Origin of the sequence: Hydrogenophaga sp. NFH-34, assembly GCF_021401345.1 — a bacterium.
GTDB classification, from domain to species: Bacteria; Pseudomonadota; Gammaproteobacteria; order Burkholderiales; family Burkholderiaceae_C; genus Hydrogenophaga; species Hydrogenophaga electricum.
Genome location: NZ_JACBGE010000009.1, coordinates 38,307 through 62,428 on the forward strand (window position 1 = coordinate 38,307; position 24,122 = coordinate 62,428).

Genomic DNA, 24,122 nt, shown 5'->3' on the forward strand with positions numbered 1-24,122 from the left:
GCTAGAATAGCTGTTTCCTGAGATGCCCAGGTGGCGGAATTGGTAGACGCACTAGTTTCAGGTACTAGCGCCGAGAGGCGTGGAGGTTCGAGTCCTCTCTTGGGCACCACCATCATAAGGGCTTGCCAGCTTCGAAGCGGCAAGCCCTTTTTCTTTTTTCACGCAGACCAGACACCTGCTGCCGACATGCAGAAAATCCGGCCAGGACTTCCGAATAACCAAAAAACCGAGCTATAATGCGAGCTTCCTGAGATGCCCAGGTGGCGGAATTGGTAGACGCACTAGTTTCAGGTACTAGCGCCGAGAGGCGTGGAGGTTCGAGTCCTCTCTTGGGCACCAAAAATGCAAAGGCTTGCCGATACCCATCGGCAAGCCTTTTTGTTTTGCCCCTTACTAAGCTGCACCAGCATTACTCTTGGGCAAGCCTGCCAGCCTACGGTCGCGGAAAAACCCTCCAAGTTCTCCCGCAACCAACAGGCCGCGCAAGTCAGACCGGTAGCGCCAGCAGATCGTGTCCCTCAGCAGCCACGATACGCGCCTTGGTGAACTCACCCATCTTGACTGTCTTGCTGATCTTCTGGGGCGGCAACAGCCGCACAACACCATCGATCTCCGGGGCGTCGGCATAGGAGCGCCCCACCCCGCCCTTCTTGCCCATGCCCGGAGCCGAGTCGACCAGCACCTGCATGGTCGCTCCGACGTACCGCTGCAGACGCTGCGCGGAAACCCGCTCGGCCACCGCCATGAACCGGGCACGGCGCTCTTCGCGCAAGGCATCGGGCACGGCGCCAGGAATGTCGTTGGCCGCAGCACCGGCCACCGGCGAATAGGCAAAGCAGCCCGCGCGATCGATCTGCGCCTCCTCCACAAAGTCGAGCAAATGCTGGAACTCCGCCTCGGTCTCGCCCGGAAAGCCCGCAATGAAGGTGCTGCGAATCACCAGATCGGGACACAGCTCGCGCCAGCGCTGCAGGCGTTCGATGTTCTTCTCGCCACTGGCCGGGCGCTTCATGCGCCGCAGCACATCGGGGTGGCTGTGCTGAAAAGGCACGTCCAGATAGGGCAGCACCAGACCTTCAGCCATCAACGGCAACACCTCGTCGACATGCGGATAGGGGTAGACGTAATGCAACCGCACCCAGGCCCCAAAACCCTTGGCCAGCTCGCCCAGTTCGCGCACCAGATCCAGCATGCGGGTCTTCACGGGCTTGCCATCCCAAAAACCGGTGCGGTACCTGACATCCACACCGTAGGCCGAAGTGTCCTGGCTGACCACCAACAGTTCCTTGACACCCGCCTCGAACAGGCGGCGCGCCTCGCCAAGCACGTCACCCACCGGGCGGCTGACGAGATCGCCCCGCATGCTGGGGATGATGCAGAAGGTGCAGCGGTGGTTGCAGCCCTCGCTAATCTTCAGGTAGGCATAGTGGCGCGGAGTAAGTTTGATGCCCTGGGCCGGCACCAGATCGACAAACGGGTCGTGCGGCTTGGGCAGGTGTTTGTGCACGGCCTCCATCACCTCGTGCGTGGCGTGCGGGCCCGTGACGGCCAGCACCGCCGGATGGATGCTCTCCACCAGGTTGTGCCCGCCTTCGGCCTGCCGCGCCCCCAGGCAGCCGGTCACGATGACCTTGCCGTTTTCAGCCAAGGCCTCACCGATGGTGTCCAGGCTTTCTTTGACCGCATCGTCGATGAAGCCGCAGGTGTTGACGATCACCAGATCGGCGCCGTCGAAGGTCTTGCTGGTCTGGTAGCCCTCGGCGCTCAGTTGCGTGAGGATGAGTTCGGAGTCTGTGAGCGCCTTCGGGCACCCAAGCGAAACGAAGCCGACCTTGGGCGCTGCAGCGCCCGATGAAATGTGGGGTTCTGTCATGATGGGACGGGATTGTCTCAGACCCGCCCCGGAAGTGCACTCAGCGCTTGAGTCCGAGCGCTGCCAGCATCTGCTCGCTGTTCTTCTGCATCTGGTCCTGCATCTGCGTGAACGCGTGGCGAGACTGCTCCAAGTACGCCCCCATCATGCCCTGCATCATGGGCGACTGCACGTTCATGAACTGCTGCCAGACCTCGGGATTGAGGCCCTTGGACTGCTCGGACATCTTGGACTGCAGGTCCATGAAGATCTGGACGTTCTTTTCCAGGTAGGCCCCCATGAAGTCCTGCATGGAATGCCCGTAGAAGCGGATGATGTTCGCCAGCACCGGCTCGGTGAAGATGGGCACACCGGCCGTTTCTTCTTCCAGGATGATTTGCAGCAGGATGCTGCGCGTGAGATCTTCGTTGCTCTTGGCGTCGCGCACCACGAAAAGCTCGTTGTCCATCACCAGAGCCTTGACCTCGGTGAGGGTGATGTACGACGAGGTATCGGTGTCGTAGAGACGCCGGTTGGGGTACTTCTTGATCACCCGAATGGATGCGGTCTTCGCACCACTGTCAGGAGCCTTGCTTTTTTGCACTGACGGAACCTTCTCAGATAGGGGAGCCACAGCCCATGCCGAATGGACCAAGCATACGCCACATTCTAGGAAGGCCCCACCGCGGCGCAGCATGGGTTTACCCTGTGGATCACCGTCCCGTCACATCGCTACCGGCAAGCTCTGCAACTGGCGGCGCAACCCCACCTGCTCCCACCGAAGTCGCGAGAGCCACCACCCCAGCAACAACGGCATCCCCAACGACGGCAAGGCCGCTCGACAACAAGCCCAAACGGACACAAAAAAGCCCGGTCTCACAGGAGAACCGGGCTTTGGGCATTTGGTAGGCGCGATTGGATTCGAACCAACGACCCCCACCATGTCAAGGTGGTGCTCTAACCAACTGAGCTACGCGCCTTCGATCGTATCGAAGCTCGCATTATAGCACGGCTTTTTGGGCTTTCGACTGGCCAGCTTCACTTGCGGCGCACCATGCGCACGCCCGAGACATCGCCCACCACGGACATGGCCCGCGCGACCTGGCGTGCGTCGGTGATCTCGATCGTGAACGTCATCCAGGCCACGCCTTTGACCGACTGGGTCTGCACCCCGATCACATTGATCTTCTCGCGCGCGAACACATCGGAAATGTCGCGCAACAGGCCCTGGCGATCCTGGGCTTCCACCGCCACGTCGACCGGATAGACCGGCCCCTTGCCATCGCGCGCGCCCTGCCCGGCATCGCCCCATTGCACCTCGATCACACGGTCCGGATGCTTGCGCTGCAGGTGCCGGAAATCGGTGCAGTCCGAGCGGTGGACACTCACGCCCTTGCCACGGGTGACAAAGCCGCAGATGTCGTCGGGTGGCGCCGGCCTGCAGCAGCGTGCCAGTTGCGTCATGAGTGCCCCGACCCCGACCACCAGCACGCTGCCGGGCACCGCATCGGTGGGGCGCCGGGGCTTGCGCAGCAGCGGCACCTCGGGCGCCTCGACCGGCTCGGCGGGCCGCAGTTGCGCTTCAATGGCCTTGAGCGAGAGCTCGTCCTTGCCCACCTGCTCGAACAGCTCCTGGGCCGAGGACAAGCCCAATGCGGCCGCCAGGTCGTCGTGTCGGACGGCCGTCTTGCCTTCGCGCTGGAGCAGTTTCTCCACGGCTTCACGGCCACGGGCGACGGTGACTTCCAGCGCCTGCGCATTGAACCAGGCGCGCACCTTGCTCTTGGCACGGTGCCCGACCAGATAACCCAGATCGGGGTTGAGCCAGTCACGGGACGGTCCGCCCTCCTTCGCCGCGATGATCTCGACCGTCTGGCCGTTCTGCAGCGGCGTGTTCAGCGTCACCATGGCGTTGTCGACGCGGGCCCCTCGGCAGCGGTGGCCCAGGCTGGTGTGCACGCTGTAGGCGAAGTCCACCGGCGTGGCGCCGCGTGGCAGCTCGACAATCGCCGCATCGGGCGTGAGCACGTAGATGCGGTCGTCGAACAGATCGTGGCGACCGCCGCCGCTGAGGTCGCGCTCCCAGGCCAGCAGTTGCCGCAGCACCGCGATCTTGGCGTCGTACTCCGAACTGGCCGACACGCCTGCGTAGCCTTTCGAGCCCGCCTCCTTGTAGGCCCAGTGGGCGGCCACGCCATGTTCGGCGTGATCGTGCATGGCCTGGGTCCGGATCTGGATCTCGAAAGCGCGCCCCTGGGCATCGCGCACCACGGTGTGCAGAGACTGGTAGCCGTTCGGCTTGGGCTTGGCGATGTAGTCGTCGAACTCCTCGGCGACCGGCGTGAAGCGGGCATGCACCAAGGCCAGCACCGCGTAGCAGTCGTCCACCGCCGGCACCACGACCCGCAAGGCACGGATGTCGAACACCTGGCTGAAATCCAGCGACTTGCCACGCATCTTTTTGACGATGCTGTAGATGTGCTTGGGCCGGCCCTGCACGCTGGCCTGGATGCCTTGCGCCTGCAGCGACGCTTCCAGTTCGCTGCGCACCTGCTCGACATGCTGCTCGCGCTCGATGCGCTTGTCCTCCAGCAGCCGCGCGACCTCCTTGTAGGTCTGCGGCTCCAGGAAACGGAAGGCCAGATCCTCCATCTCCCACTTGATCTGCCAGATGCCCAGGCGGTTGGCCAGCGGCGCGAACACACTGAGCGACTCGCTGGCCAGCGCGGCCCCCGGGTCGCCTTTGGTCGCGGCGAAGTAGCGCAGCGTCTGCAGCCGGGATGCCAGCCGCAGCATGACCACCCGCAGGTCGCGCGAAAACGCCAGCAGCATCTTGCGCACGTTTTCGGTCTGGTTTGCCGCCAGCTCGGACACCGGCATCTTGGCCGACGAGCTCCCGGGCAGTGCCTGTTCCTGGGCCACCTGGCGCTCTTCGGCCTTGCGCGCCTGCACCTCGGCCGCCTTCTCGCGCGCCTGGTGCTGCAACTGCACCAGCTTGGTGGTCTCCATGGCTAGCGCAGCGTAGTTTTCGCCGAAAGCCTTGGTGATCACTTCCTGCGGCCGGTTGAGATAGCGGCAGGCGTAAACCAGATAGGACGCCGCCTGCATCGCCTCGGAACCACCGATGTCCCGCAGAATGCCCGCCACCGCATCGGCATGCGCCAGGATGTTTTCGCCCGTGTCCAGTTGTTCGAACGCCAGCAGCGGTTCGGCGAATGCGCGGGCGCGGGCCAGCGCTTGGCTGTCCGCCGGCAGGCTGGCTGCGGTAGCCTCCACGATGGCCGATGGCCTGGCCGCGGCGGGTGCTGCACTGCCGTCGGCAGCAGGCGCCTCCATGGCGGAAGAAAAGGTTCTTTTCATGTCGTTGTCCGCCGCCATTGTCAGGCCGCGTCAAGAAAGGCGCAGACAGCGGCCACCTGGTCGGCCGGCACCAGCGACGGCGCATGGCCGACACCGGCAAACTCCACGCAGCGGGCCTTCGGTCCACGCCGGGACATGGCGTCCGCCGTTTCGCGGGTCAGCAGATCGGAATCGGCGCCGCGCAGCAACAGCGTCGGAGCCTCAATGCGGTCATACAGTGCCCAGAGCGCCGCCTCCCCGGCCAGAACGGCCTGTCGGGAACTGGTTTCGTCGAGCGCCATCAGGGCCTGGACGGGCACGGCGATGGCGGGGTCGTAATGCAGGCCCCAGATACCCTCGCGAAGCCGCAGCATGGGGGCCGACAGCGCATGCCACTCCGCATCGCTGTGCAGACCGAATCCGGCAGCAATCTGCACCAGATAGCGCACGCCCTCGGCTTCGGAGCCGAACGTCGGCGAACGGCCCAGATAGTCGGCGATGCGCCGCAGGGCCTCCCACTCGATGACCGGGCCGACGTCATTGAGCACCAGCCGCCTGGGCGCCAGCGCCGGCTGCGCCGCCAGTGTCATGCCAATGAGCCCGCCCATGCTGGTGCCCACCCAGTCCACGGGCAACCCGGGAAAACACTGGCGCAGGTGATGCAGCAGTTGGCCGAGATCGGCGGCATAGGTCGGTACCTGGTAGCCCATGGGGTCGGCCAGCCAGTCGCTGTGCCCGCGCCCAGCCACGTCGACCGCCACCACGTGCGCCTGATGGGAGAGCGCATCGGCCAGAACATCAAAGTCCCGCCCCTGGCGCGTCAGGCCATGTACACACACCACGACGGACCTGGCCGGCTCTCGGCTCGGCCAGAACCACCACGCCATGCGCCGCACGTCCCCGGCCTGGGCGGCGGGGCCTGAGACGTCGATGTGCTGCAGTGTGGGTGCCTGTGCGGTGCGGTCCATCCCCTCGGGTCTCCGTCGATAATGCCTGCGATTGCTGTTCAACCTATCGTAATGGAACTGGAGATTACCGATGCTCAAGAACAAGACTGCCCTCGTCACCGGCTCCACCAGCGGGATCGGGCTGGGGATCGCCAAGGCGCTCGCCCGGCAGGGCGCCAACATCGTGCTCAACGGCTTCGGGGACGCCGAAGGCCCACAGGCCGAGATCGCGGCCCTGGGCGTCCAGGTGGCCTACCACGGCGCCGACATGAGCAAGCCGTCCGAGATTGAAGCCATGATGACGTTCGCCGCCGAGCGCTTCGGCAGGGTCGACATCCTGGTCAACAACGCCGGGATCCAGCATGTGGCGAAGGTGGAAGACTTCCCGGTCGAGCGCTGGGACGCCATCATCGCCATCAATCTGTCCAGCGCCTTTCACACCACCCGCCTGGCGCTGCCGGCGATGAAGGCCGCCAACTGGGGACGCATCATCAACGTGGCCTCGGTGCACGGCCTGGTGGGCTCGGCGGAAAAGTCGGCCTATGTGGCCGCCAAACATGGTGTGGTGGGCCTGACCAAAGTGACCGCCCTGGAAAACGCCACCACTGGCGTGACCTGCAATGCCATCTGCCCCGGCTGGGTGCTCACACCCTTGGTGCAAAAGCAGGTGGATGCCAAGGCTGCAGCGCTCGGCCTGTCGAACGAGGAAGCCACCAAGCTGCTGCTGGGTGAAAAAGAGCCGTCCATGCAGTTCACCACACCCGACGAACTGGGCGAACTTGCCGTGTTTCTGTGCTCTCCGGCCGGGGCGAACGTGCGCGGCGTGGCCTGGAACATGGACGGTGGCTGGGCGGCCCAGTAAGGCGGGCTCCGCGCCCCTCCGGGCCCAGTCTGCTGAAAGGGCACCGGCGAGAAAAAAAGCCTCCCATGCGGGAGGCTTTTTTGATGGGGCCGCGGGCGGCCGGTGATAGGCACCGGTGCCCGCGCATCCCGGCGGATCAGCGGATCACAGCCAGTTCGGAACGGGCACCACCCTTGTAGGTGTACAGCGTCAGGGCACCGTTCTTGATGTCGCCCTTTTCGTCGAAGGCGATCTGGCCGGTCACACCCTTGTAGTCGGTGGCCTTCAGCGCCGGCAGGTACTGGGCCGGATCGGACGAGCCGGCCTTGACCATGGCGTCGGCCATGACCTTGACGGCGTCGTACACGTACGGGGCATACACCTGCACTTCGGCACCGAACTTGGCCTTGAAGTCCGCGCGGAACTTCTCCATGCCAGCCTTTTGTTCACCTTCCACACCACCGGCTTCGGCACAGTAGACCTGGTCATCCGACAGGCCATCGCCAGCCAGTTGCGGCAGCGCGCTCGAGCAGATGCCGTCGCCACCCATGAACTTGGCGTTGATGCCCAGTTGCTTCATCTGCTTGAGCATCGGGCCAGCCACGGCGTCCATACCGCCGAAGAACACCACGTCGGGCTTCTTGGCCTTCAGGGAAGTCAGGATGGCGTTGAAGTCGGTGGCTTTGTCGTTGGTGAACTCGCGGCCCACGATGGTGCCGCCAGCGGCCTGGGCGGCCTTTTCGAACTCGTCGGCCACGCCCTGACCATAGGCCGTGCGGTCATCGATCACGGCGATGTTCTTGCTCTTGAGCGTCTCGACCGCGTACTTGCCCAGGGTGCCGCCCAATGCGGTGTCGTCAGCCACGACACGGAAAGCACCGGCGTAGCCCTGGCGGGTGTACTTGGGGTTGGTCGCCGAGGGAGAAATCTGCGGAATACCGGCGTCGTTGTAGATCTGCGAAGCGGGAATGGTCGTGCCCGAGTTCAGGTGACCGATCACGCCGTTGACCTTGGCGTCGACCAGCTTCTGGGCAGCGGCGGTGCCTTGCTTCGGATCGGCAGCATCGTCTTCGGCCAGCAGTTCGAACTTGGCCTTTTGGCTACCGATCATGACGCCCGCAGCGTTCAGTTCCTCGATGGCCATCTTGGCGCCGTTTTCATTGTCCTTGCCGAGGTGGGCAATCGCGCCACTGGTCGGGCCAACGTGACCGATCTTCACAACCAGTTCACTTGCAGGAGCCGCTGCCGGCGCAGCAGCCTCGGGCGCTGCCTCCTCCTTCTTGCCACAGGCGGCCAGGGCGACAGCCGCTGCAATGACGGCCAGTTTGGTGTTCAGTTGCATAAATATCCTCGGAAAGGAATGAGATGTTGATCTGCGGAGGGAACTTTTTTTCTCCACGTCCGTAAAGATACTCCAAAAAAAGCACATCGTTCAAACCCGCACAAAGCCCTTGGGCCGGAACGCATCGGGCGGCGAGTCTTATGAATGCAAGAAATGCCCCATAAGCAAACCCGATGTGAATACCCCTTTCAGGAGGTAGCGGACTCGCTCACACAGAGGCTCAATCAGGTACCGGGTGCGAGGGCGAGGTCGTGCCGAAGGGGTTCAAAACCCTGCTGCCGGTACCGCATCCAGCGCTCGCGCGCACCGGCTCGGTCCTGAGGGTCCTGGGTGACCACTTCAATGACCCGCCCGAACCGCGTGAAGCCATCCGTCCAGCTGCCCGCCAGATTGACCAGCACATCGGCTTCAAACGGGACCCCATCCGGGTCGTCGGTCAACAGAATCGGCGCGTGCCGGCGCACAGGTTCGGGGTCGCGAGCCCGCGCGTGCGCCACGAATTCCCCCTGCGCGAAGGTCCAGAGCGCGGTGTCCAGCGTGGGCAGTTCTGCCTCGTGGATCCAGACCAGAACGCGCGCGCCCTTCAGGTAAGCCTTGCGCAGAAGGCGGCAGGCATAAGCCACACGCTCGGGCGCATTGAAATGGAAGGCCACCTCGCTCATGGCAAAACGCCGATCACCCGGTCTGCGGTCATTCAGGCCTTGGCCGAACGGCGACGGGCCGGTTTTTGCGGTGCCGCTGGCGACGCAGCGATGCGGGCCGCTTCGTCGAGCAGGAACTGCAGCAGCAAGGGCACAGGACGCCCTGTGGCCCCTTTGGCGGCCCCGCTCTTCCAGGCCGTGCCCGCGATGTCCAGATGTGCCCAAGGCTGTTCGGCCACAAACTTCTGGAGAAACTTCGCGGCCGTCACGGCCCCTGCGGCGCGGCCCGCCACGTTGCCCATGTCGGCAAAGTGCGACTTCAGGCCGTCCCCATACTCATCGTCCAGCGGCATGCGCCAGCAAGGATCGAGGGCCTGTTCTCCGGCCTGCTGCAGCGCGGCAGCGAGGTCGTCCCGGGCCGAGAACAGCCCCGAACGCACAGCCCCGAGAGCGATGACGCAAGCCCCGGTGAGGGTGGCAATGTCGATCAGTGCACGCGGCTGGAAACGGGCCGCATAGGTCAGCGCGTCACACAGGATGAGGCGGCCTTCGGCGTCGGTGTTCAGGATTTCGATGGTCTGACCACTCATGCTGGTGACCACATCACCCGGTTTGACCGCGCGGCCATCGGGCATGTTCTCGCAGGTCGGGATCAGACCGACCACGTTCAACGCCGGCCGGGCTTCGGCCAGCGCGGCGAACGTGCCCAGCACGCTGGCAGCGCCCCCCATGTCGAACTTCATTTCGTCCATTTCGGCCGCAGGTTTGAGCGAGATGCCCCCCGTATCGAAGGTGATGCCCTTGCCCACCAGCACCACGGGCGCCGCCCCCCGCGCGCCACCGTTGTAGCGCAACACGATGAAGCGCAGCGGCTCGGCCGAGCCTTGCGCCACGGCCAGGAACGCCCCCATGCCCAGCGCCGCCACCTCCTTCGGCCCCAGCACCTCCACCTGAAGGCCCGGCTTGCGGCCCAGCTTGCGCGCGGCATCGGCGAGCATCGACGGCGTGGCGTGGTTGGCCGGCCGGTTGGCCCATTCTTTGGCCGTCTCCATCCCCACGAACTGGGCGCGCCCCACGTCGAAATCCGCGCGAACAGCGGCCACGCGCGTCACCCCCACGGTCACCTGCTTGAGCGGCCGCGGCTTGGCCGTGGGCTTGGTGGTCGTGAAGACGTAACTCTGCTCGGCCACCGCCGGCACCGCCGCACGGGCAGCAGCCCCCTGCGCCGATTCGGGCAGCCAGGACAGCACCAGCCCCAGCTTGCGCAGCGACGGCTGCCGCAACAGGGTCATGCCCGCGGCCACCGCCTTGCGCACCGCTGCGGCAGAGCCATTGCCGGCGCGCACCAGCACCACGTGCGTGGCCTTGACGCCGGCCGGTCGGTAACAGGCCAAAGTTTTGCCCACACCGGCTTCCAGGTCGCCGCGCTGCACCGCATCGGTGGCCAGCCCGGCCAGCGCCGAACCGGAAGCCGGCACGCCCTCGTCGGGCACCAGAACGAGCAGCGCATCGGCCGCCAGGGAATCGGCCTGAGCGGCCGTCAAGGCTTTGAGTTCGAAGTCCATAATGTCGAAAATTGTCGTTACTCGCTCGATGTTATTCCAATCGTCTCTCCGGAAAGAGCTCGCTCGCAGCTTCGGTGCCACGCTGGTGATTCTGTTCACCATCGTGCTGACCATGGTACTGATCCGCACACTGGGTGCCGCATCCCGTGGCAGCGTCAACCCCGAAGAGATCATGCTCGTGCTGGGTTACACGGTCCTGGGCTACACCCAGACGATTCTGGCGCTGGCACTGTTCATCGCCGTGGTGTCCGTGCTCTCTCGCATGTACCGCGACAGCGAGATGATCATCTGGTTTGCCAGCGGCCGCTCGATCACGGCCTTTCTGGCCCCGGTTCTGCGCTTTGCCTGGCCGATTCTGGCGGTGATCGGCCTGATGGTATTCCTGGTGTGGCCCTGGGCCAACCAGCAGACGGCCAATCTGCGCGAGCGCTTTGAAAGCCGCTCGGACCTGCAGCGCATCGCCCCCGGTCAGTTCCAGGAGTCGTCCAGCGGTCGCCGCGTGTTCTTCATCGACAAGGACACCAGCGACGGCATCGAAGGCCGCAACGTGTTCATCTCCAGCATCGAGGACGATGGTCGCGAAACCGTGACCACGGCCAGCGCCGGGCGCGTCGAGACCATCAACGACCGACCCTACCTGGTGCTGGAACAGGGCCAGCGCATGGAACGCGACGCCCAGACAGGTCAGCTCAAGATCAGCGACTTCATGAGTTATGGCGTGCTGATCGGCGACTCGGCCCAGCAGCTCATGGAAGGCCAGTCGCTCAAGGCCCGCAGCACCTGGTCGCTGATCGACAGCTGGGATGCCGCCAGCCAGGGTGAACTTGCCTGGCGCGTCGGCGTCGTGTTCAGCGCCATCAACCTGATCATCCTGGGACTCGCGGCCACCGTGAGCAACCCGCGCGCGGGCAAGAGCGGCAACCTGTTGTTCACGCTGTTCGCGTTCACGGTGTATTTCAACCTCCTGAACATCACGCAGCGCTCGATCGCGACCGGCCAGACACCGCTGCTGCCCACCCTGGTGGCCTTGCACGGCGGGGTGCTGGTCCTGTGCCTGCTCTGGCTGGCCAAGCGGCACCAGGCCCTGAGCCTGCGCGACCTGTTCATTCCCAAGCGCCTGCCGCAACCATGAAAACCATCCGGCGCCTGATCTACGGCGAAGTCGCCGTCACCACCGGCTTTGTCCTGCTGTCGTTCCTTTCGCTGTTCTTCTTCTTCGACTTCCTCGAAGAGTTGACCTCGCTGGGCCGCCCGTCCCGCATCGACCCGAACGCCACCTACGAACTGCGCCACGCGTTTCTGTATGTGGCCCTGCTGCTGCCCAGCCGCATCTACGAGCTGCTGCCCATCTGCGTGCTGATCGGCACGGTGGCGGTCATGGCGCGACTGGCGCAGAGCTCGGAATACACCATCCTGCGAACCAGCGGCCTGGGACCGTGGCGCGCCCTGCACACCCTGCTCGGCGTTGGGCTGACCTTTGCGGTGCTCACATTCGCGGTCGGCGACTACCTGGCGCCCGTGACCGACAAGACCGCCCAGTTGCTCAAGGCCAGCTTTCACGGCCGCATCAGCGTCGGCCAGACCGGCGCCTGGCTCAAGGAGCGACAGGGCAGCAGCAATTTCTCCGTCAATGTGGGCTCGCTGTCCCCGGAAGGCGGTCTGTCGGACGTCCGCATTTTCGAGTTCGATGAAAAAGGCCGCATCCGTTCGTCGCTCGAAGCGGTGTCCGGCCATATCGGTGCCGACGAAACCTGGCTGCTCAACCAGGTGCAGGTTCGCAAGTTCGAGGGTGCCGACACCCAGTCGCGCCGCGTGATCCGGACAGACACCGAAAGCTACCGCTGGCCCAGCAGCATCACCACGGAGATGGTGTCGGTGGCGCTGCTCAAGCCCGAGCGCATGCGCACCACCGACCTGTTCGCCTACATCCGCCATCTGGAGGCCAACGACCAGACTGCCTTGCGCTACGAGATCGAGTTCTGGCGCAAGGTGTTCTACCCGCTCAGTTGCCTGGTGATGGTGGTGCTCGCCCTGCCCTTTGCCTACCTGCACTTCCGCACCAGCGGCATCACGGGCTATGTGTTCGGCGGCGTGATGATCGGCATCAGCTTCTTCCTGCTGAACAACGTGTTCGGCTACGTCGGCAACCTCAATCAGTGGGAGCCCTGGGTGGCCGCGGCCGCTCCCGCAATGATCTATTCGGTGGTCTCGCTGGCGGCCTTTGGCTGGCTGGTGCTCAGGAGGTAGCGCATGCTGGGCGTCATTGTCCTGGCCCACGGGTCGCGCGATCCGCTGTGGCGCCAGCCGGTGGAGGCCGTGGCCAGCCGCATTGCCCAAGCCAGCCCGGCGTCTCGGGTGGTCTGCGCGTACCTGGAACTGTCCGAACCCGACCTCCCCACCGCCACCCACGCGCTGGTGGCTGAGGGCGCGACCCGGGTGCGCGTGCTGCCCCTGTTTTTCGGCATGGGCAAACACGCCCGCGAAGACCTGCCCCGGCTGGTGCAGGCCCTGGTGCAGGCGCACCCTGGCGTGCCGGTCGAATGCCTGCCCGCGGCTGGCGAACACCCGCGCCTGACCGAACTCCTGGCCCGCATTGCCCTGGAAGAGAACCCATGAACCTGCACCAGTTCCGCTTTGTGCAAGAAGCGGTGCGCCGCAACCTCAACCTGACCGAAGCAGCGAAAGCCCTGCACACGTCGCAGCCGGGCGTCTCCAAAGCCATCATCGAGCTGGAGGACGAACTCGGCGTGGAAATCTTCGCCCGCCACGGCAAGCGCATCAAGCGCGTGACCGAGCCCGGGCAGCAGGTGCTCAAGAGCATCGACATCATCCTGCGCGAGGTCAACAACCTCAAGCGCATCGGCGAGCAGTATTCGGCCCAGGACAGCGGCACGCTGTCGATTGCCACCACCCACACCCAGGCGCGGTATGTGCTGCCCGGGCCTGTCGCCAAGCTGCGCCAGACCTACCCCAAGGTCGCGGTGAGCCTGCACCAGGGTTCGCCCGACCAGGTGGCGCGCATGCTGATGGACGAGGTGGCCGAGATCGGCATGGCCACCGAGTCGCTGGCCAACTACCCCGACCTCGTCACCCTGCCGGCCTACGAGTGGCAACACGTGCTGGTGTTGCCGTTCGACCACCCGCTGGTCCAGCGTGAGCGCATCGGCCTGGAAGACCTGGCCCAGGTGCCGCTGATCACCTACCACCCCAGCTTCACCGGCCGCACCCGGATCGACCAGGCTTTCGCGCTGCGCCATCTGCAGCCCAACATCGTGCTCGAAGCCATCGACTCCGACGTGATCAAGACCTACGTCAAGCTCGGCATGGGCGTGGGCATCGTGGCCGAAATGGCCGTCCAGGGCGACAACCAGTCACCCGATCTGGTCGCCCGGCCCGCGGGCGCCCTGTTCGGACACAACCTCGCGCGCGTGGCGTTCAAGCGCGGCACCTACCTGCGGCACTTCGTGCTGCGTTTTGCCGAGCTGCTGAGCGACCGGCTTTCCCGCGACCTGATCCTGCGGGCCATGTCCGGCTCGCACGACGAATACGAAATCTGACACCGCCATGACCGCTGCCGCCCCGCACACCCCGTTGCTCGACTCGCGCCTGCCCGCAGTCGGCACCACCATCTTCACCGTGATGTCGGCCCTGGCGACCGAAACCGGTGCTGTCAATCTGGGCCAGGGCTTCCCCGACTTCGACTGCGACCCGGCCCTGGTCGACGCCGTCACCGCCGCCATGAAGGCCGGCCACAACCAGTACCCACCCATGCCCGGGGTTCCGGCATTGCGCCAGGCCATGGCCGCCAAGATGCAGGCGCTCTATGGCCTGCGCTGCGACCCGGCCACCGAAATCACCGTCACCGCCGGCGCGACCCAGGCCATCCTGACCGCCATCCTGGCGATCGTGCACCCGGGCGACGAAGTCATCGTGCTGGAACCCTGCTACGACAGCTACGTGCCCAACATCGAGCTGGCTGGCGGCAAGGTCGTGCGCGTGCCGCTGGTACCGGGTACGTTCCGCCCCGATTTCGACGCCATCGCCGCCGCCATCACGCCGCGCACCCGCGCGCTCATGATCAACAGTCCGCACAACCCCAGCGGTCAGGTCTGGAGCGCCGAGGACATGCGCAAACTGCAAGCGCTGCTCGCCCCGACCAATGTGCTGCTGATCAGCGACGAGGTCTACGAACACATGGTGTTCGACGACCAGGAGCACCAGAGCGCCGCGCGCTTTCCAGGCCTGGCCGCACGCGCCTTCATCGTCAGCAGCTTCGGCAAAACCTACCACGTGACCGGCTGGAAGGTCGGCACCGTGGTGGCGCCCGCGCCACTGACCGCCGAATTCCGCAAGGTGCACCAGTTCAATGTGTTCACCGTCAACACGCCCATGCAGCACGCGCTGGCCGCCCACATGGCCGACCCCGCGCCCTATCGGCAACTGAGCGGCTTCTACCAGCGCAAGCGCGACCTGTTCCGCGAAGGCCTGGCACAAACCCGTTTCCGGCTGCTGCCCGGCCAGGGCACGTATTTCCAGTGCGTGGGGATCGAGAGCCTGGCGGTGGCTGAGCGCGACCTGCCCGAGGCCGAGTTCTGCCAATGGCTCACACGCGAAATCGGGGTGGCCGCCATCCCTTTGTCGGCCTTTTACGGCAACGGCTTTGACCAGAAGGTGGTGCGTTTCTGCTTCGCCAAAAAGGACGAGACCCTGCGCGAGGCGCTGAGCCGACTGGCGCGGCTCTGACCGCCGCCGCAACCTGAAGCCACCGGATTCCCCTGCCCGGAGCCAGCCACCGCCTCTGAGGCACCCGGCTGCAGTGCTTTTCGCTTCAGAAAAACCCCGCAGGACCGATCTTGCATCCAAAACGGAAACCGCTGCGTACCAGTCTGGAGCGGCGCGGTTTGCCGCCGCTCCCTGTCTGATTTCGCCCCCCAAAAACCACGGAGATCCCGGATGTCGTTGCCCCCCACCCGTTTCCCTGTCCTGACCGTCCCTCGGCGCCGCGCCTGGTTGCGACTGACGCTCTCGGGCGTCGCGCTCGCTGCCTGCGCGATCGGCATCGGTCCGCGTCTGGCGCATGCCCAGGCCGCCCCCACCCTGGTGGAGGCCGTCCAGTTGCCCGCCTGGGTGGAACGCCATGGCGACCGCCGTGCGGCCCAGCCCGGCATCAGCCTGCGCGATGGCGACAAGGCCCAGACCGCCCGGCAGGCGCGCATGCTGCTGCGCCTGCCCGACCGCAGCCAGGTCAAGCTCGGTGAGGCCACCGAACTGGTCATCGAAGCGATGAGCGTGAAACGCCACGGGGTGGCGCAACCGCAGGAAATCCAGAGCGCGCTGCGGCTGGTCACCGGCGTGTTCCGCTACGCCACCGACATCTCCAGCAAACTGGCCGGACATCAGCGCCAGCTCAATCTGAAGCTCGCCACCGCCACGGTGGGGATCCGCGGCACGGACTTCTGGAGCATGACCGATGCCGACCACGACGCGGTCTGCGTCTTCGAGGGCAAGGTCGCCGTGCAGCGGGACAGCGGCCCGGACATCGCCCTGGAAAAGCCGGGCGCCTTCTGGGTGGTGTTCACGGGCCAGCCGGAGACCCCCGCCGGTCAGGCCACACCGGACCAACTGGCCAAGTTCATCGCGCAGGCCGAACTCGCGCCAGGCAGCGGGGTGCTGGTGCAAGGCGGGCGCTGGCGTGCGGTGCTCGGCCTGCTGCCCACGGCAGGCCAGGCCGGGGCCCTGCGCGACCGCCTGGTCGAAGCCGGTTATCCCGCCGAGGTCATGGGCAAGGACGGCCGCTTCGAAGTTCGTATCAACCAGTTCGCCACCGAGCAGGATGCCCGCAGCGTGGTCGACCGGCTGAGCCAGCAGACGGAACTGGGCGTCCAGGATGCCCGTGTGGCCCTGGCGGCGGGCTGAAAGCGCTCAGTTGGTGAGCTGACCCCACGCCTTTTCCAGGCGTTTGATGCTCACCGGCTGCGGCGTGCGCAGTTCTTGCGCAAAGAAGCTCACGCGCAACTCTTCCAGCAGCCAGCGCACTTCCTGAAGACGCGCGTCCTGCACACCCTTGCGCTCGGCCACCAGGCGCCAGAAGCGCTGGTCCTGCGGGCGCAGTTCGGCGAATTTGGCGGCATCCCGGGCGGGGTCACCGCGAAGCTTGTCCAGCCGCAATTGCACCGCCTTGAGGTAGCGCGGGAAGTGCTGCAACTGCGCGTAGGGCGTGGCGCTCAGGAAGGTCTTGGGCACCAGGCGCTGCAACTGCTGCTGCACGTCAGCCGCCACATCGGCCGGCGGCTTGCTGTCCTTGAGCTTGCGCTGGGCGGCGGCGAACTCGGCCAGGATGGTGCCTGTCTGGCGTGCAATCTCGTTGGCGATCAGGGTCAGGCGCCCTCTTCCTTCGTCGATACGCGCCTTGAACGCGGCAGCATCGGCCGGCAGCGGATCGGTCAGGAACGCGCGGTCCAGGGCGAGGTCGAGAATCTGGTGCTTCAGCTCGTCCAGCGTGCCCCCGTCGCCACCTTTTGCGCCGCCACTGTCGGTCTTGCCGACGTTCATGTAGGCCACGCCCATGGCCTGCAATCCCGGCAGGTTCTTTTCCAGGTATTTGAGCGCATCCTTGATCTGCAGCGCGAACAGACGGCGCAGGCCGGCACGGTGCCGCGCCTGGGCCACCTCGGGTTCGTCGAAGACCTCGATGCGCACCGCGTCGCCGTCGTCGATCAGGGCCGGAAAGCCGATCAGCGTCTGGCCGCCCTTGCGGATTTCCATCAGCTCGGGCAGCTCACCGAAATCCCAGGCGGTGTGGCGTTGCTCGGCCACCGTGGCCGGGCCGGACGGTGAAGCTGAGACCGGTGCCTTGTTGCCGCCCTTGGTCGCGTCGCTCGCCGGCACCCGGCGGCGGCCTTCGGCCTGGGCCGGTGGCGGCTCGGGTGAAACCGGTGCGGCGGCGGTCGCGGCCATGTCCTGCAGCTTGAGTTGTGCCAGCGCCTGGAAGGCCCCGCGCGCCTGGGAACCCAGCTCGGCCTTGAGCGCGCCCAGGTTGCGGCCCTGACCCAGTTGTCGACCGTGTTCGTCCACCACGCGCAGGTGCATGAAATGGTGGGCCGGCAGCATGTCGACCTTGATGTCGTTGCGCTGCACCGGCAGTTGCGTGGCCTCGCGCACCAGCTTGAGCAGCGCGTCCATCAGGCTGCCGTTACCGAACACCTCGGGCTGACACAGCGCCTCGGTCATCTTCTCGGCCGTGGCCGGCAACGGCACCAGGCGCGAGCGCGGGCGTTGGTGCAGGGTCTTGAGCAGGGCCTGCACCTTGTCCTTGAGCATGCCGGGCACCAGCCAGTCGCAGCGGTCTTCACTGACCTGGTTCAGTGCAAAGATCGGCACCGTGACGCTGACGCCGTCGCGCGGGTCGCCCGGCTGGTGCAGGTAGGCCGCCGCGCAGTCCACCCCGCCCAGGCGGAGGGTCCTGGGATAAGCCTGGGTGGTGATGCCTGCGGCCTCGTGGCGCATCAGCTCTTCGCGGGTCAGGAACAACAGCTTGGGGTTCTCTCGGCTGTGGTCCCGCCACCAACGCTCGAAAGCCGCGCCGTTGGCAATGTCAGCCGGCACCTGCGCCTCGTAGAAGGCGTAGATCAGCTCGTCGTCGACCAGCACATCCTGCCGCCGCGCCTTGTGTTCCAGCTCCTGCACCTCGCGCACCGTGCGGCGGTTGGCCGCCAGAAACGGCAGCTTGCTGTCCCAGGTGTCGTCGTGCAGGTGACCGACCAGGGCCTCGCGGATGAACAGCTCGCGCGCACCCGCCGGGTCCACCTTGCTGTAGTCGACGCGCCGCTGCTGGTAAACCACCAGCCCGTACAGCGTGGCGCGCTCGTAGGCACTGACGCGGCCGGCCTTTTTCTCCCAGTGCGGGTCCAGCACCTGCTTCTTGAGCAGGTGGCCGCCCACCTGTTCCAGCCACTGCGGCTCGATGTTCGCAATACCGCGGCCAAACAGCCGCGCGGTTTCCACCAGTTCGGCGCAGACGATCCAGAGGCCGGGCTTCTTGCTCAGGTTGGCGCCGGGGTGACGGTGGAACTTGATGCCGCGCGCACCCAGGTACCAGTCCTCGGTGTCGTTCTTGCAGCCGATGTTGCCGAGCAGACCGGCGAGCATGGACAGGTGCAGTTGCTCGTAGCTGGCGGGTGTCTGCCCCCACGCTCCGCCGCTGCGCGGGTCGCTGCCCCCCGAGGGGGCGTCGCCCGGCTTGGGGCGGCCCGGCGCCGGGCGAGCCGGTGGCGTGTGGAGCTTCCACCCCTGCTCGGCCACCACGGTGTGCAGCTGCGAATGGATGTCGCGCCATTCGCGCACCCGCCGCACGTTGAGGTAGTTCTCGCGCAGCAGGTTTTCGTACTGGCGGTGGCTGAGCTTGTGCTCATGGCCGTCGCCACCCTTGCTGTCCGCCAGCCATTTCCAGAGCTTGAGCGTGCCGGTGAACTCGCTTTTCTCGTCGTCGAACTTCTTGTGTGCCTGGTCGGCCTGGGTCTGCTTGTCCAGCGGACGGTCGCGCACGTCCTGCAGGCTCAGCGCCGAGGCGATCACCAGCACCTCGTCCAGCGCACCGCGCTCGCGCGCTTCAAGCAGGATGCGGCCCACGCGTGGGTCCAGCGGCAGCTTCGACAGCGTGCGCCCCACCGGCGTGAGTTCGTTGCCTTCATCGACAGCACCCAGCTCGGCGAGCAACTGGTAACCGTCGGTGATGGCACGGCGCTGCGGCGCCTCCAGAAAGGCGAAGTCCTCGACGGCCCCCAGATGCAGCGCCTTCATGCGCAGGATCACCCCAGCCAGCGAACTGCGCAGGATTTCGGGGTCGGTGAAGCGCGGACGGCCGTTGAAATCCGCTTCGTCGTAGAGCCGGATGCAGATCCCATCGGCCACCCGGCCACAGCGCCCGGCACGCTGGTTGGCCGCCGCCTGGCTGATCGGTTCGATCAGCAACTGCTCGACCTTCTGACGGAAGCTGTACCGCTTGACGCGCGCCGTGCCCGCGTCGATGACGAAGCGGATGCCCGGTACCGTCAGCGAGGTTTCGGCCACGTTGGTCGAGAGCACGATGCGGCGCTGGCCGTGTGGCTGGAAGATGCGGTCCTGCTCGGCCTGCGACAGGCGCGCGAACAGGGGCAGCACCTCGGCGTTGCGCAGCGCGGGCTGGTGCGCCAGGTGCTTGCGCAGGTGGTCGGCGGCCTCGCGGATCTCGCGCTCGCCCGGCAGGAACACCAGGATGTCCCCACCCGAACCTGCCCCACCACGCCACAACTCGTCCACGCCGTCGGCGATGGCGTTGTTCAGGTCGTATTCGCGGCTTTCCTCGAACGGCCGGTAGCGCACTTCGACCGGGAAGGTGCGGCCCGAGACCATGAGAACCGGCGCCTTGCCCTTGGCCGACGAAAAGTAGTCGGCAAAGCGGTCCGCGTCGATGGTGGCCGAGGTGACGATGACCTTCAGGTCGGGACGGCGCGGCAGCAGCTGGCGCAGGTAACCCAGCAGGAAGTCGATGTTGAGGCTGCGTTCGTGCGCCTCGTCGATGATCAGCGTGTCGTAGGCCTTGAGGTCCGGATCGGTCTGCGTCTCGGCCAGCAAAATGCCGTCGGTCATCAGCTTGACCGACGCGTCCCGGCTCAGCCGGTCCTGGAAGCGAACCTTGTAGCCGACCACCTCACCCAGCGGCGTCTTCAGCTCCTCGGCGATGCGCTTGGCGACCGAACTGGCCGCGATCCGCCGTGGCTGGGTGTGGCCGATCAGTTGACCGCGCTGACCCGGCTTCGCATGGAGCCGGCCCCGCCCCATGGCCAGGGCGATCTTGGGCAACTGGGTGGTCTTGCCCGAACCGGTCTCGCCGCAGACGATCACCACCTGGTGGTCGCGAATGGCGGCCTCGATTTCCTGCCGGCGGGCGGAAACAGGCAGGGATTCGGGGAACTCGATGGTCAGCGGCGCGGAAGACAAGGGCGAACTTCAGTCAAAATCAGGCAACCGGCAATTATCCCGCGCACCCTGCCGTTCTGCCCCACCCGCCACACATGTCCACCGTCTTCAATTTCACCTTCGTGCCCTGGTTCCGTTCGGTGGCACCGTACATCCACAAATTCCGCCATCAGACCTTCGTGATCGGACTGACCGGCGAAGGCATCGCGGCAGGCAAGCTGGCCTCCATCGCCCAGGACATCGCCATGATCCAGGCCATGGGGGTGAAGATCGTGCTGGTGCACGGTTTCCGGCCGCAGGTCAACGAACAACTGCGCCTCAAAGGGCAGGAAGCCCGGTATTCGCACGGCATGCGCATCACCGACCCGGTGGCGCTGGACTGTGCCCAGGAAGCTGCCGGGCAGTTGCGCTATGAGATCGAGGCCGCTTTCAGCCAGGGGCTGCCCAACACGCCCATGGCCGGCGCCCGCGTCCGGGTCATTTCCGGCAACTTCATCACGGCCCGCCCGGTGGGCCTGATCGACGGCGTGGACTTTCAGCACTCCGGCCTGGTGCGCAAGGTGGACACCGAAGGCATCCAGCGCACGCTGGACATGGGTGCGCTGGCACTCATTTCCCCGTTCGGCTTCTCGCCCACCGGCGAGGCCTTCAACCTGAGCATGGAAGACGTGGCCACCTCGGTGGCGGTGGCGCTGCAGAGCGACAAGCTGATCTTCCTGACCGAGGTGCCCGGCATCCGCGTCGACACCAACGACCCCGAAAGCGACATCGACACCGAACTGCCGCTGGACGATGCCAAGCGCCTGGTGGCCAGCCTGCCGCTGGCCACCCAGCCCACCGACACCGGGTTCTACCTGCAGCACTGCATCCGGGCCTGCGAAGGTGGGGTGGAGCGCAGCCACATCATCCCGTTCGCCCTCGACGGCTCGCTGCTGCTCGAAATCTACGTGCACGACGGCATCGGCACCATGGTGGTCGATGAAAAGCTGGAAAGCGTGCGCGAAGCCACCCTGGACGACGTGGGCGGCATCCTGGCGCTGATCGAGCCATTCGAAAAGGACGGCACCCTCGTCAAGCGCGACCGCACCGAGATCGAGCGCGATGCCAGCAGCTACACCATCATCGAACACGACGGCGTGATCTTCGGCTGCGCTGCCCTGCACCTCTACCCCGAAGAGCGCACCGCCGAGATGGCCGCGCTCACCGTGTCGCCGCAGAGCCAGAGCCAGGGCGACGGCGAACGCCTGCTCAAGCGCATCGAGTCGCGGGCGCGGGCGCAGGGTCTGCAGAGCATCTTCGTGCTCACCACGCGCACCATGCACTGGTTCATCAAGCGCGGCTTCGTGCAGGTCAGCCCCGAATGGCTGCCCGAGGCCCGCAAGCGCAAATACAACTGGGACCGCCGCAGCCAGGTGCTGGTGAAAAAGCTCACGTGAGCCGGCGCGGTGCGGCGCGTGCCTGACAAATGTCAGGCAGATTGGCGGGGGACGGTCCATACTGGGCCATTGATGAATTTTTCGTGAAAAGCCCATGACCGAACGCAGCGCCCCTTCGAACGCCACCGCCGCCACCGGCCCGCTCCGCGCACCCGCCGCCGGCAAAAGCCGCCCGAGCCCCACGAAAAAACCGGTCAAGGCCCGGACCAAACCCGCACCCGCCGCCGCTGCGCCCACGCGGCGCGCCAGCCTGGGTGACGTGACCGGCAGTTCGCGCCCGCGACGCATCGCCAAAGTCACCACCCAGACCAAGGTCCAGAAACACCAGGAAGCCCAGTTCGCCGCAGTGCGCGACATCCTCTCGCGGACCGGCACCAGCAAGAAGGAAAAGGCCGAGTCCTTGCGCGCGATCCTGGAAGGTGCCTCACCGGACGACGCCAAGGCCATCCGGCGCCTGCTCAAGGAAGAAACCCTGCAACGGCGCGATCAGGCCATCGCCATCACCCATCCGGATGAGGTGCTGGCGGCCGACTGGCGCAGCGGCGGTTATCCGTACAAGAACCTGATGTCGCGCAAGGCCTACGAGCAGCAGAAATACAAACTGCAGGTCGAGCTGCTCAAGCTGCAGGCCTGGGTCAAGGAAACGAAGCAGCGCGTGGTGATCCTGTTTGAAGGGCGTGACGCCGCCGGCAAGGGCGGCACCATCAAGCGCTTCATGGAACACCTCAACCCCCGCGGCGCCCGCGTGGTGGCCCTGGAAAAACCCAATGAGGTCGAACGCGGCCAGTGGTACTTCCAGCGTTATGTCCAGCATCTGCCCACTGCGGGCGAGATCGTGATGTTCGACCGCAGCTGGTACAACCGCGCCGGCGTGGAAAAGGTCATGGGCTTCTGCTCGGACGGCGAATACCAGGAATTCATGCGGCAGGCGCCGCAGTTCGAGCGCCAGCTCGTGCGCAGTGGCGTGCACCTGATCAAGTTCTGGTTCTCGGTCAGCCGCGAAGAGCAGCGCCGCCGCTTCAAGGAGCGCAAGAGCCATCCGCTCAAGCAGTGGAAGCTCAGCCCGATCGACATGGCCAGCCTCGACAAGTGGGACGACTACACCCAGGCCAAGGAAGCGATGTTCTTTGAAACCGACACGGCCGATGCCCCCTGGACCGTGATCAAGAGCGATTGCAAGAAGCGCGCGCGCCTGAACGCCATGCGCTACGTGCTGCAAAAGCTGCCCTACAGCAACAAGGACACCGGCAACATCGGGACGCTCGACTCGCTGATCGTGGGCCGCGCCCACGTGGTCTACGAACGCGGCGAACGGCCCGGCAGCGCGATCTTGTGATCACCCCCTTGCGCCGCCGCTGATGCGGCTCTCCCTCGTGGCGCGCCTTGGCGCAACGAGGGGACGGCACCGGTAGGGTTCCACGGCGCCAGCGGCGCGCATCATGCGCCAGCCGCGTTGCTCAGTCGGGCATCAGCGCAATTGCACGGCGCCCGACACGTTGACAGACACGGTGGTCTTGCCGGCCTCCATGGGCATGGGGGCATCGGCCATAGCGGCCTTGGCTTCGGCCCGCATCATCACCATGCGGGGCTGACCACCGCCCTGGTCGGTCGAGCTGATGTGCACCTCGCGCAGGCTGTAGCCGGCAAAACCGAAGTTCTTCGCCACCTCCTGGGCCCGGGCGCGGAAGCGCTCGATGGCCAGGGCCTGGACCTCGTTTTCCAGGCGCTGACGCGCCTCGCGCGAGACCGCGTAGCCCACATCGGCGATGGTCAGGCTCTGGATCTTGCCCGCCGTGGTGCTGATGCGCCCGAAGTCGGTGCCTTCCAGCATCAGCTCCACCGTGCCCTGCCAACCGTTGATGCGGCCATTGCTGCCGTAACGCGGCTGGAGCGAGAACTGACCGGTGCGCACGTCCATGGCCTGCGGCTGGGCGGCAACTCGCGCCACCGCCAGGGCTTGCTCCAGCGCGGTCTTGAGCTGGGCCTGCACCGTGCCGGCGTCAGCGCCTTCCCGGGTGGTGTTGAGCGTGACCATCATCTGGTCCTGCGGTACTTCCATGAAACCGCTGGCAGACAGGTTCACCACATTGGCCGGCACCTCAGGGGCCGCCTGGGCAAAAGACGCGGTGCTGGTACCGACCAGAACAAGCAAGGCCAAAGCCGTGGATCGCATAGCGACTCCTCTCATAAAAAAGCGGGAAA

18 protein-coding genes and 3 tRNA genes are annotated in these 24,122 nt (G+C 65.8%); 11 read left to right on the forward strand and 10 right to left on the reverse strand.

Going from position 1 to position 24,122, the window contains the following annotated elements; all coding sequences use genetic code 11:
- Nucleotides 1-24 precede the first annotated feature (24 nt).
- Nucleotides 25-109: transfer RNA gene (locus tag L0977_RS10125), tRNA-Leu, on the forward strand.
- Between the two features lie 145 nt (nt 110-254).
- A tRNA-Leu gene (locus L0977_RS10130) sits at nt 255-339 on the forward strand.
- Between the two features lie 148 nt (nt 340-487).
- Here the strand turns inward: L0977_RS10130 and rimO are convergent.
- From rimO to L0977_RS10155, 5 genes are all read right to left on the reverse strand, one after another.
- Nucleotides 488-1,873 (reverse strand): 30S ribosomal protein S12 methylthiotransferase RimO, encoded by a 1,386-nt coding sequence (gene rimO, locus L0977_RS10135; protein ID WP_234264743.1) that lies wholly within the window; start codon nt 1,871-1,873, stop codon nt 488-490.
- A gap of 40 nt (nt 1,874-1,913) precedes the next feature.
- Nucleotides 1,914-2,456, reverse strand: coding sequence for a polyhydroxyalkanoate synthesis repressor PhaR (gene phaR / locus L0977_RS10140; protein WP_234264744.1), 543 nt, complete (start codon nt 2,454-2,456; stop codon nt 1,914-1,916).
- A 299-nt stretch (nt 2,457-2,755) separates the two neighbouring features.
- A tRNA-Val gene (locus L0977_RS10145) sits at nt 2,756-2,832 on the reverse strand.
- Nucleotides 2,833-2,890: 58 nt separating this feature from the next.
- A complete protein-coding gene (locus L0977_RS10150) occupies nt 2,891-5,212 on the reverse strand; it encodes a RelA/SpoT family protein (protein ID WP_234264745.1) in 2,322 nt (773 codons plus the stop codon).
- A gap of 20 nt (nt 5,213-5,232) precedes the next feature.
- Nucleotides 5,233-6,159, reverse strand: coding sequence for an alpha/beta fold hydrolase (locus L0977_RS10155; protein ID WP_234264746.1), 927 nt, complete (start codon nt 6,157-6,159; stop codon nt 5,233-5,235).
- 70 nt (nt 6,160-6,229) lie between these two features.
- On the opposite strand from L0977_RS10155, the gene L0977_RS10160 reads away from it, so the two are divergent.
- Complete coding sequence (locus L0977_RS10160; protein ID WP_234264747.1) at nt 6,230-7,000, forward strand: 3-hydroxybutyrate dehydrogenase; 771 nt, start codon at nt 6,230-6,232, stop codon at nt 6,998-7,000.
- A gap of 136 nt (nt 7,001-7,136) precedes the next feature.
- On the opposite strand, the gene L0977_RS10165 is transcribed toward L0977_RS10160, so the two are convergent.
- The 3 genes from L0977_RS10165 to L0977_RS10175 form a co-directional block, all read right to left on the reverse strand.
- Nucleotides 7,137-8,321, reverse strand: coding sequence for a branched-chain amino acid ABC transporter substrate-binding protein (locus L0977_RS10165; protein ID WP_234264748.1), 1,185 nt, complete (start codon nt 8,319-8,321; stop codon nt 7,137-7,139).
- A gap of 224 nt (nt 8,322-8,545) precedes the next feature.
- Nucleotides 8,546-8,983 carry a DNA polymerase III subunit chi gene (locus tag L0977_RS10170; protein WP_234264749.1) on the reverse strand — a complete coding sequence of 146 codons (438 nt, stop codon included), beginning with the start codon at nt 8,981-8,983 and terminating at the stop codon, nt 8,546-8,548.
- A 32-nt stretch (nt 8,984-9,015) separates the two neighbouring features.
- Nucleotides 9,016-10,527 (reverse strand): leucyl aminopeptidase, encoded by a 1,512-nt coding sequence (locus L0977_RS10175; RefSeq protein ID WP_234264750.1) that lies wholly within the window; start codon nt 10,525-10,527, stop codon nt 9,016-9,018.
- 28 nt (nt 10,528-10,555) lie between these two features.
- On the opposite strand from L0977_RS10175, the gene lptF reads away from it, so the two are divergent.
- The 6 genes from lptF to L0977_RS10205 all read left to right on the forward strand — a co-directional run bounded on the left by lptF (nt 10,556) and on the right by L0977_RS10205 (nt 16,443).
- Entirely contained in the window at nt 10,556-11,659 is a 1,104-nt protein-coding gene (gene lptF, locus L0977_RS10180; RefSeq protein ID WP_234264751.1) for an LPS export ABC transporter permease LptF, read from the forward strand.
- Nucleotides 11,656-12,774, forward strand: a complete 1,119-nt coding sequence (gene lptG, locus L0977_RS10185) for an LPS export ABC transporter permease LptG (protein ID WP_234264752.1) — start codon at nt 11,656-11,658, stop codon at nt 12,772-12,774. The genes lptF and lptG overlap by 4 nt, the downstream gene beginning before the upstream one ends.
- Before the next feature lie 3 nt (nt 12,775-12,777).
- The gene (locus L0977_RS10190) at nt 12,778-13,143 is read left to right on the forward strand and encodes a sirohydrochlorin chelatase (protein WP_234264753.1); all 366 of its coding nucleotides are present in this window, start codon (nt 12,778-12,780) and stop codon (nt 13,141-13,143) included.
- Nucleotides 13,140-14,084, forward strand: coding sequence for a CysB family HTH-type transcriptional regulator (locus tag L0977_RS10195; protein WP_234264754.1), 945 nt, complete (start codon nt 13,140-13,142; stop codon nt 14,082-14,084). The genes L0977_RS10190 and L0977_RS10195 overlap by 4 nt, the downstream gene beginning before the upstream one ends.
- Nucleotides 14,085-14,091: 7 nt before the next feature.
- On the forward strand, nt 14,092-15,270 hold the full coding sequence (locus L0977_RS10200) for a pyridoxal phosphate-dependent aminotransferase (RefSeq protein ID WP_234264755.1): 1,179 nt from the start codon (nt 14,092-14,094) through the stop codon (nt 15,268-15,270).
- A 210-nt stretch (nt 15,271-15,480) separates the two neighbouring features.
- On the forward strand, nt 15,481-16,443 hold the full coding sequence (locus L0977_RS10205) for a FecR family protein (protein ID WP_234264756.1): 963 nt from the start codon (nt 15,481-15,483) through the stop codon (nt 16,441-16,443).
- Nucleotides 16,444-16,449: 6 nt separating this feature from the next.
- On the opposite strand, the gene hrpA is transcribed toward L0977_RS10205, so the two are convergent.
- Nucleotides 16,450-20,505 (reverse strand): ATP-dependent RNA helicase HrpA, encoded by a 4,056-nt coding sequence (gene hrpA, locus L0977_RS10210; RefSeq protein WP_234264757.1) that lies wholly within the window; start codon nt 20,503-20,505, stop codon nt 16,450-16,452.
- Nucleotides 20,506-20,579: 74 nt separating this feature from the next.
- On the opposite strand from hrpA, the gene argA reads away from it, so the two are divergent.
- Nucleotides 20,580-21,920, forward strand: a complete 1,341-nt coding sequence (argA, locus tag L0977_RS10215) for an amino-acid N-acetyltransferase (protein WP_234264758.1) — start codon at nt 20,580-20,582, stop codon at nt 21,918-21,920.
- 94 nt (nt 21,921-22,014) lie between these two features.
- Nucleotides 22,015-23,256, forward strand: coding sequence for a polyphosphate kinase 2 (ppk2, locus tag L0977_RS10220; protein WP_234264759.1), 1,242 nt, complete (start codon nt 22,015-22,017; stop codon nt 23,254-23,256).
- 132 nt (nt 23,257-23,388) lie between these two features.
- Here ppk2 and L0977_RS10225 read toward each other — a convergent pair whose 3' ends face one another.
- Entirely contained in the window at nt 23,389-24,093 is a 705-nt protein-coding gene (locus L0977_RS10225; protein ID WP_234264760.1) for an SIMPL domain-containing protein, read from the reverse strand.
- Between the last annotated feature and the right edge of the window lie 29 nt (nt 24,094-24,122).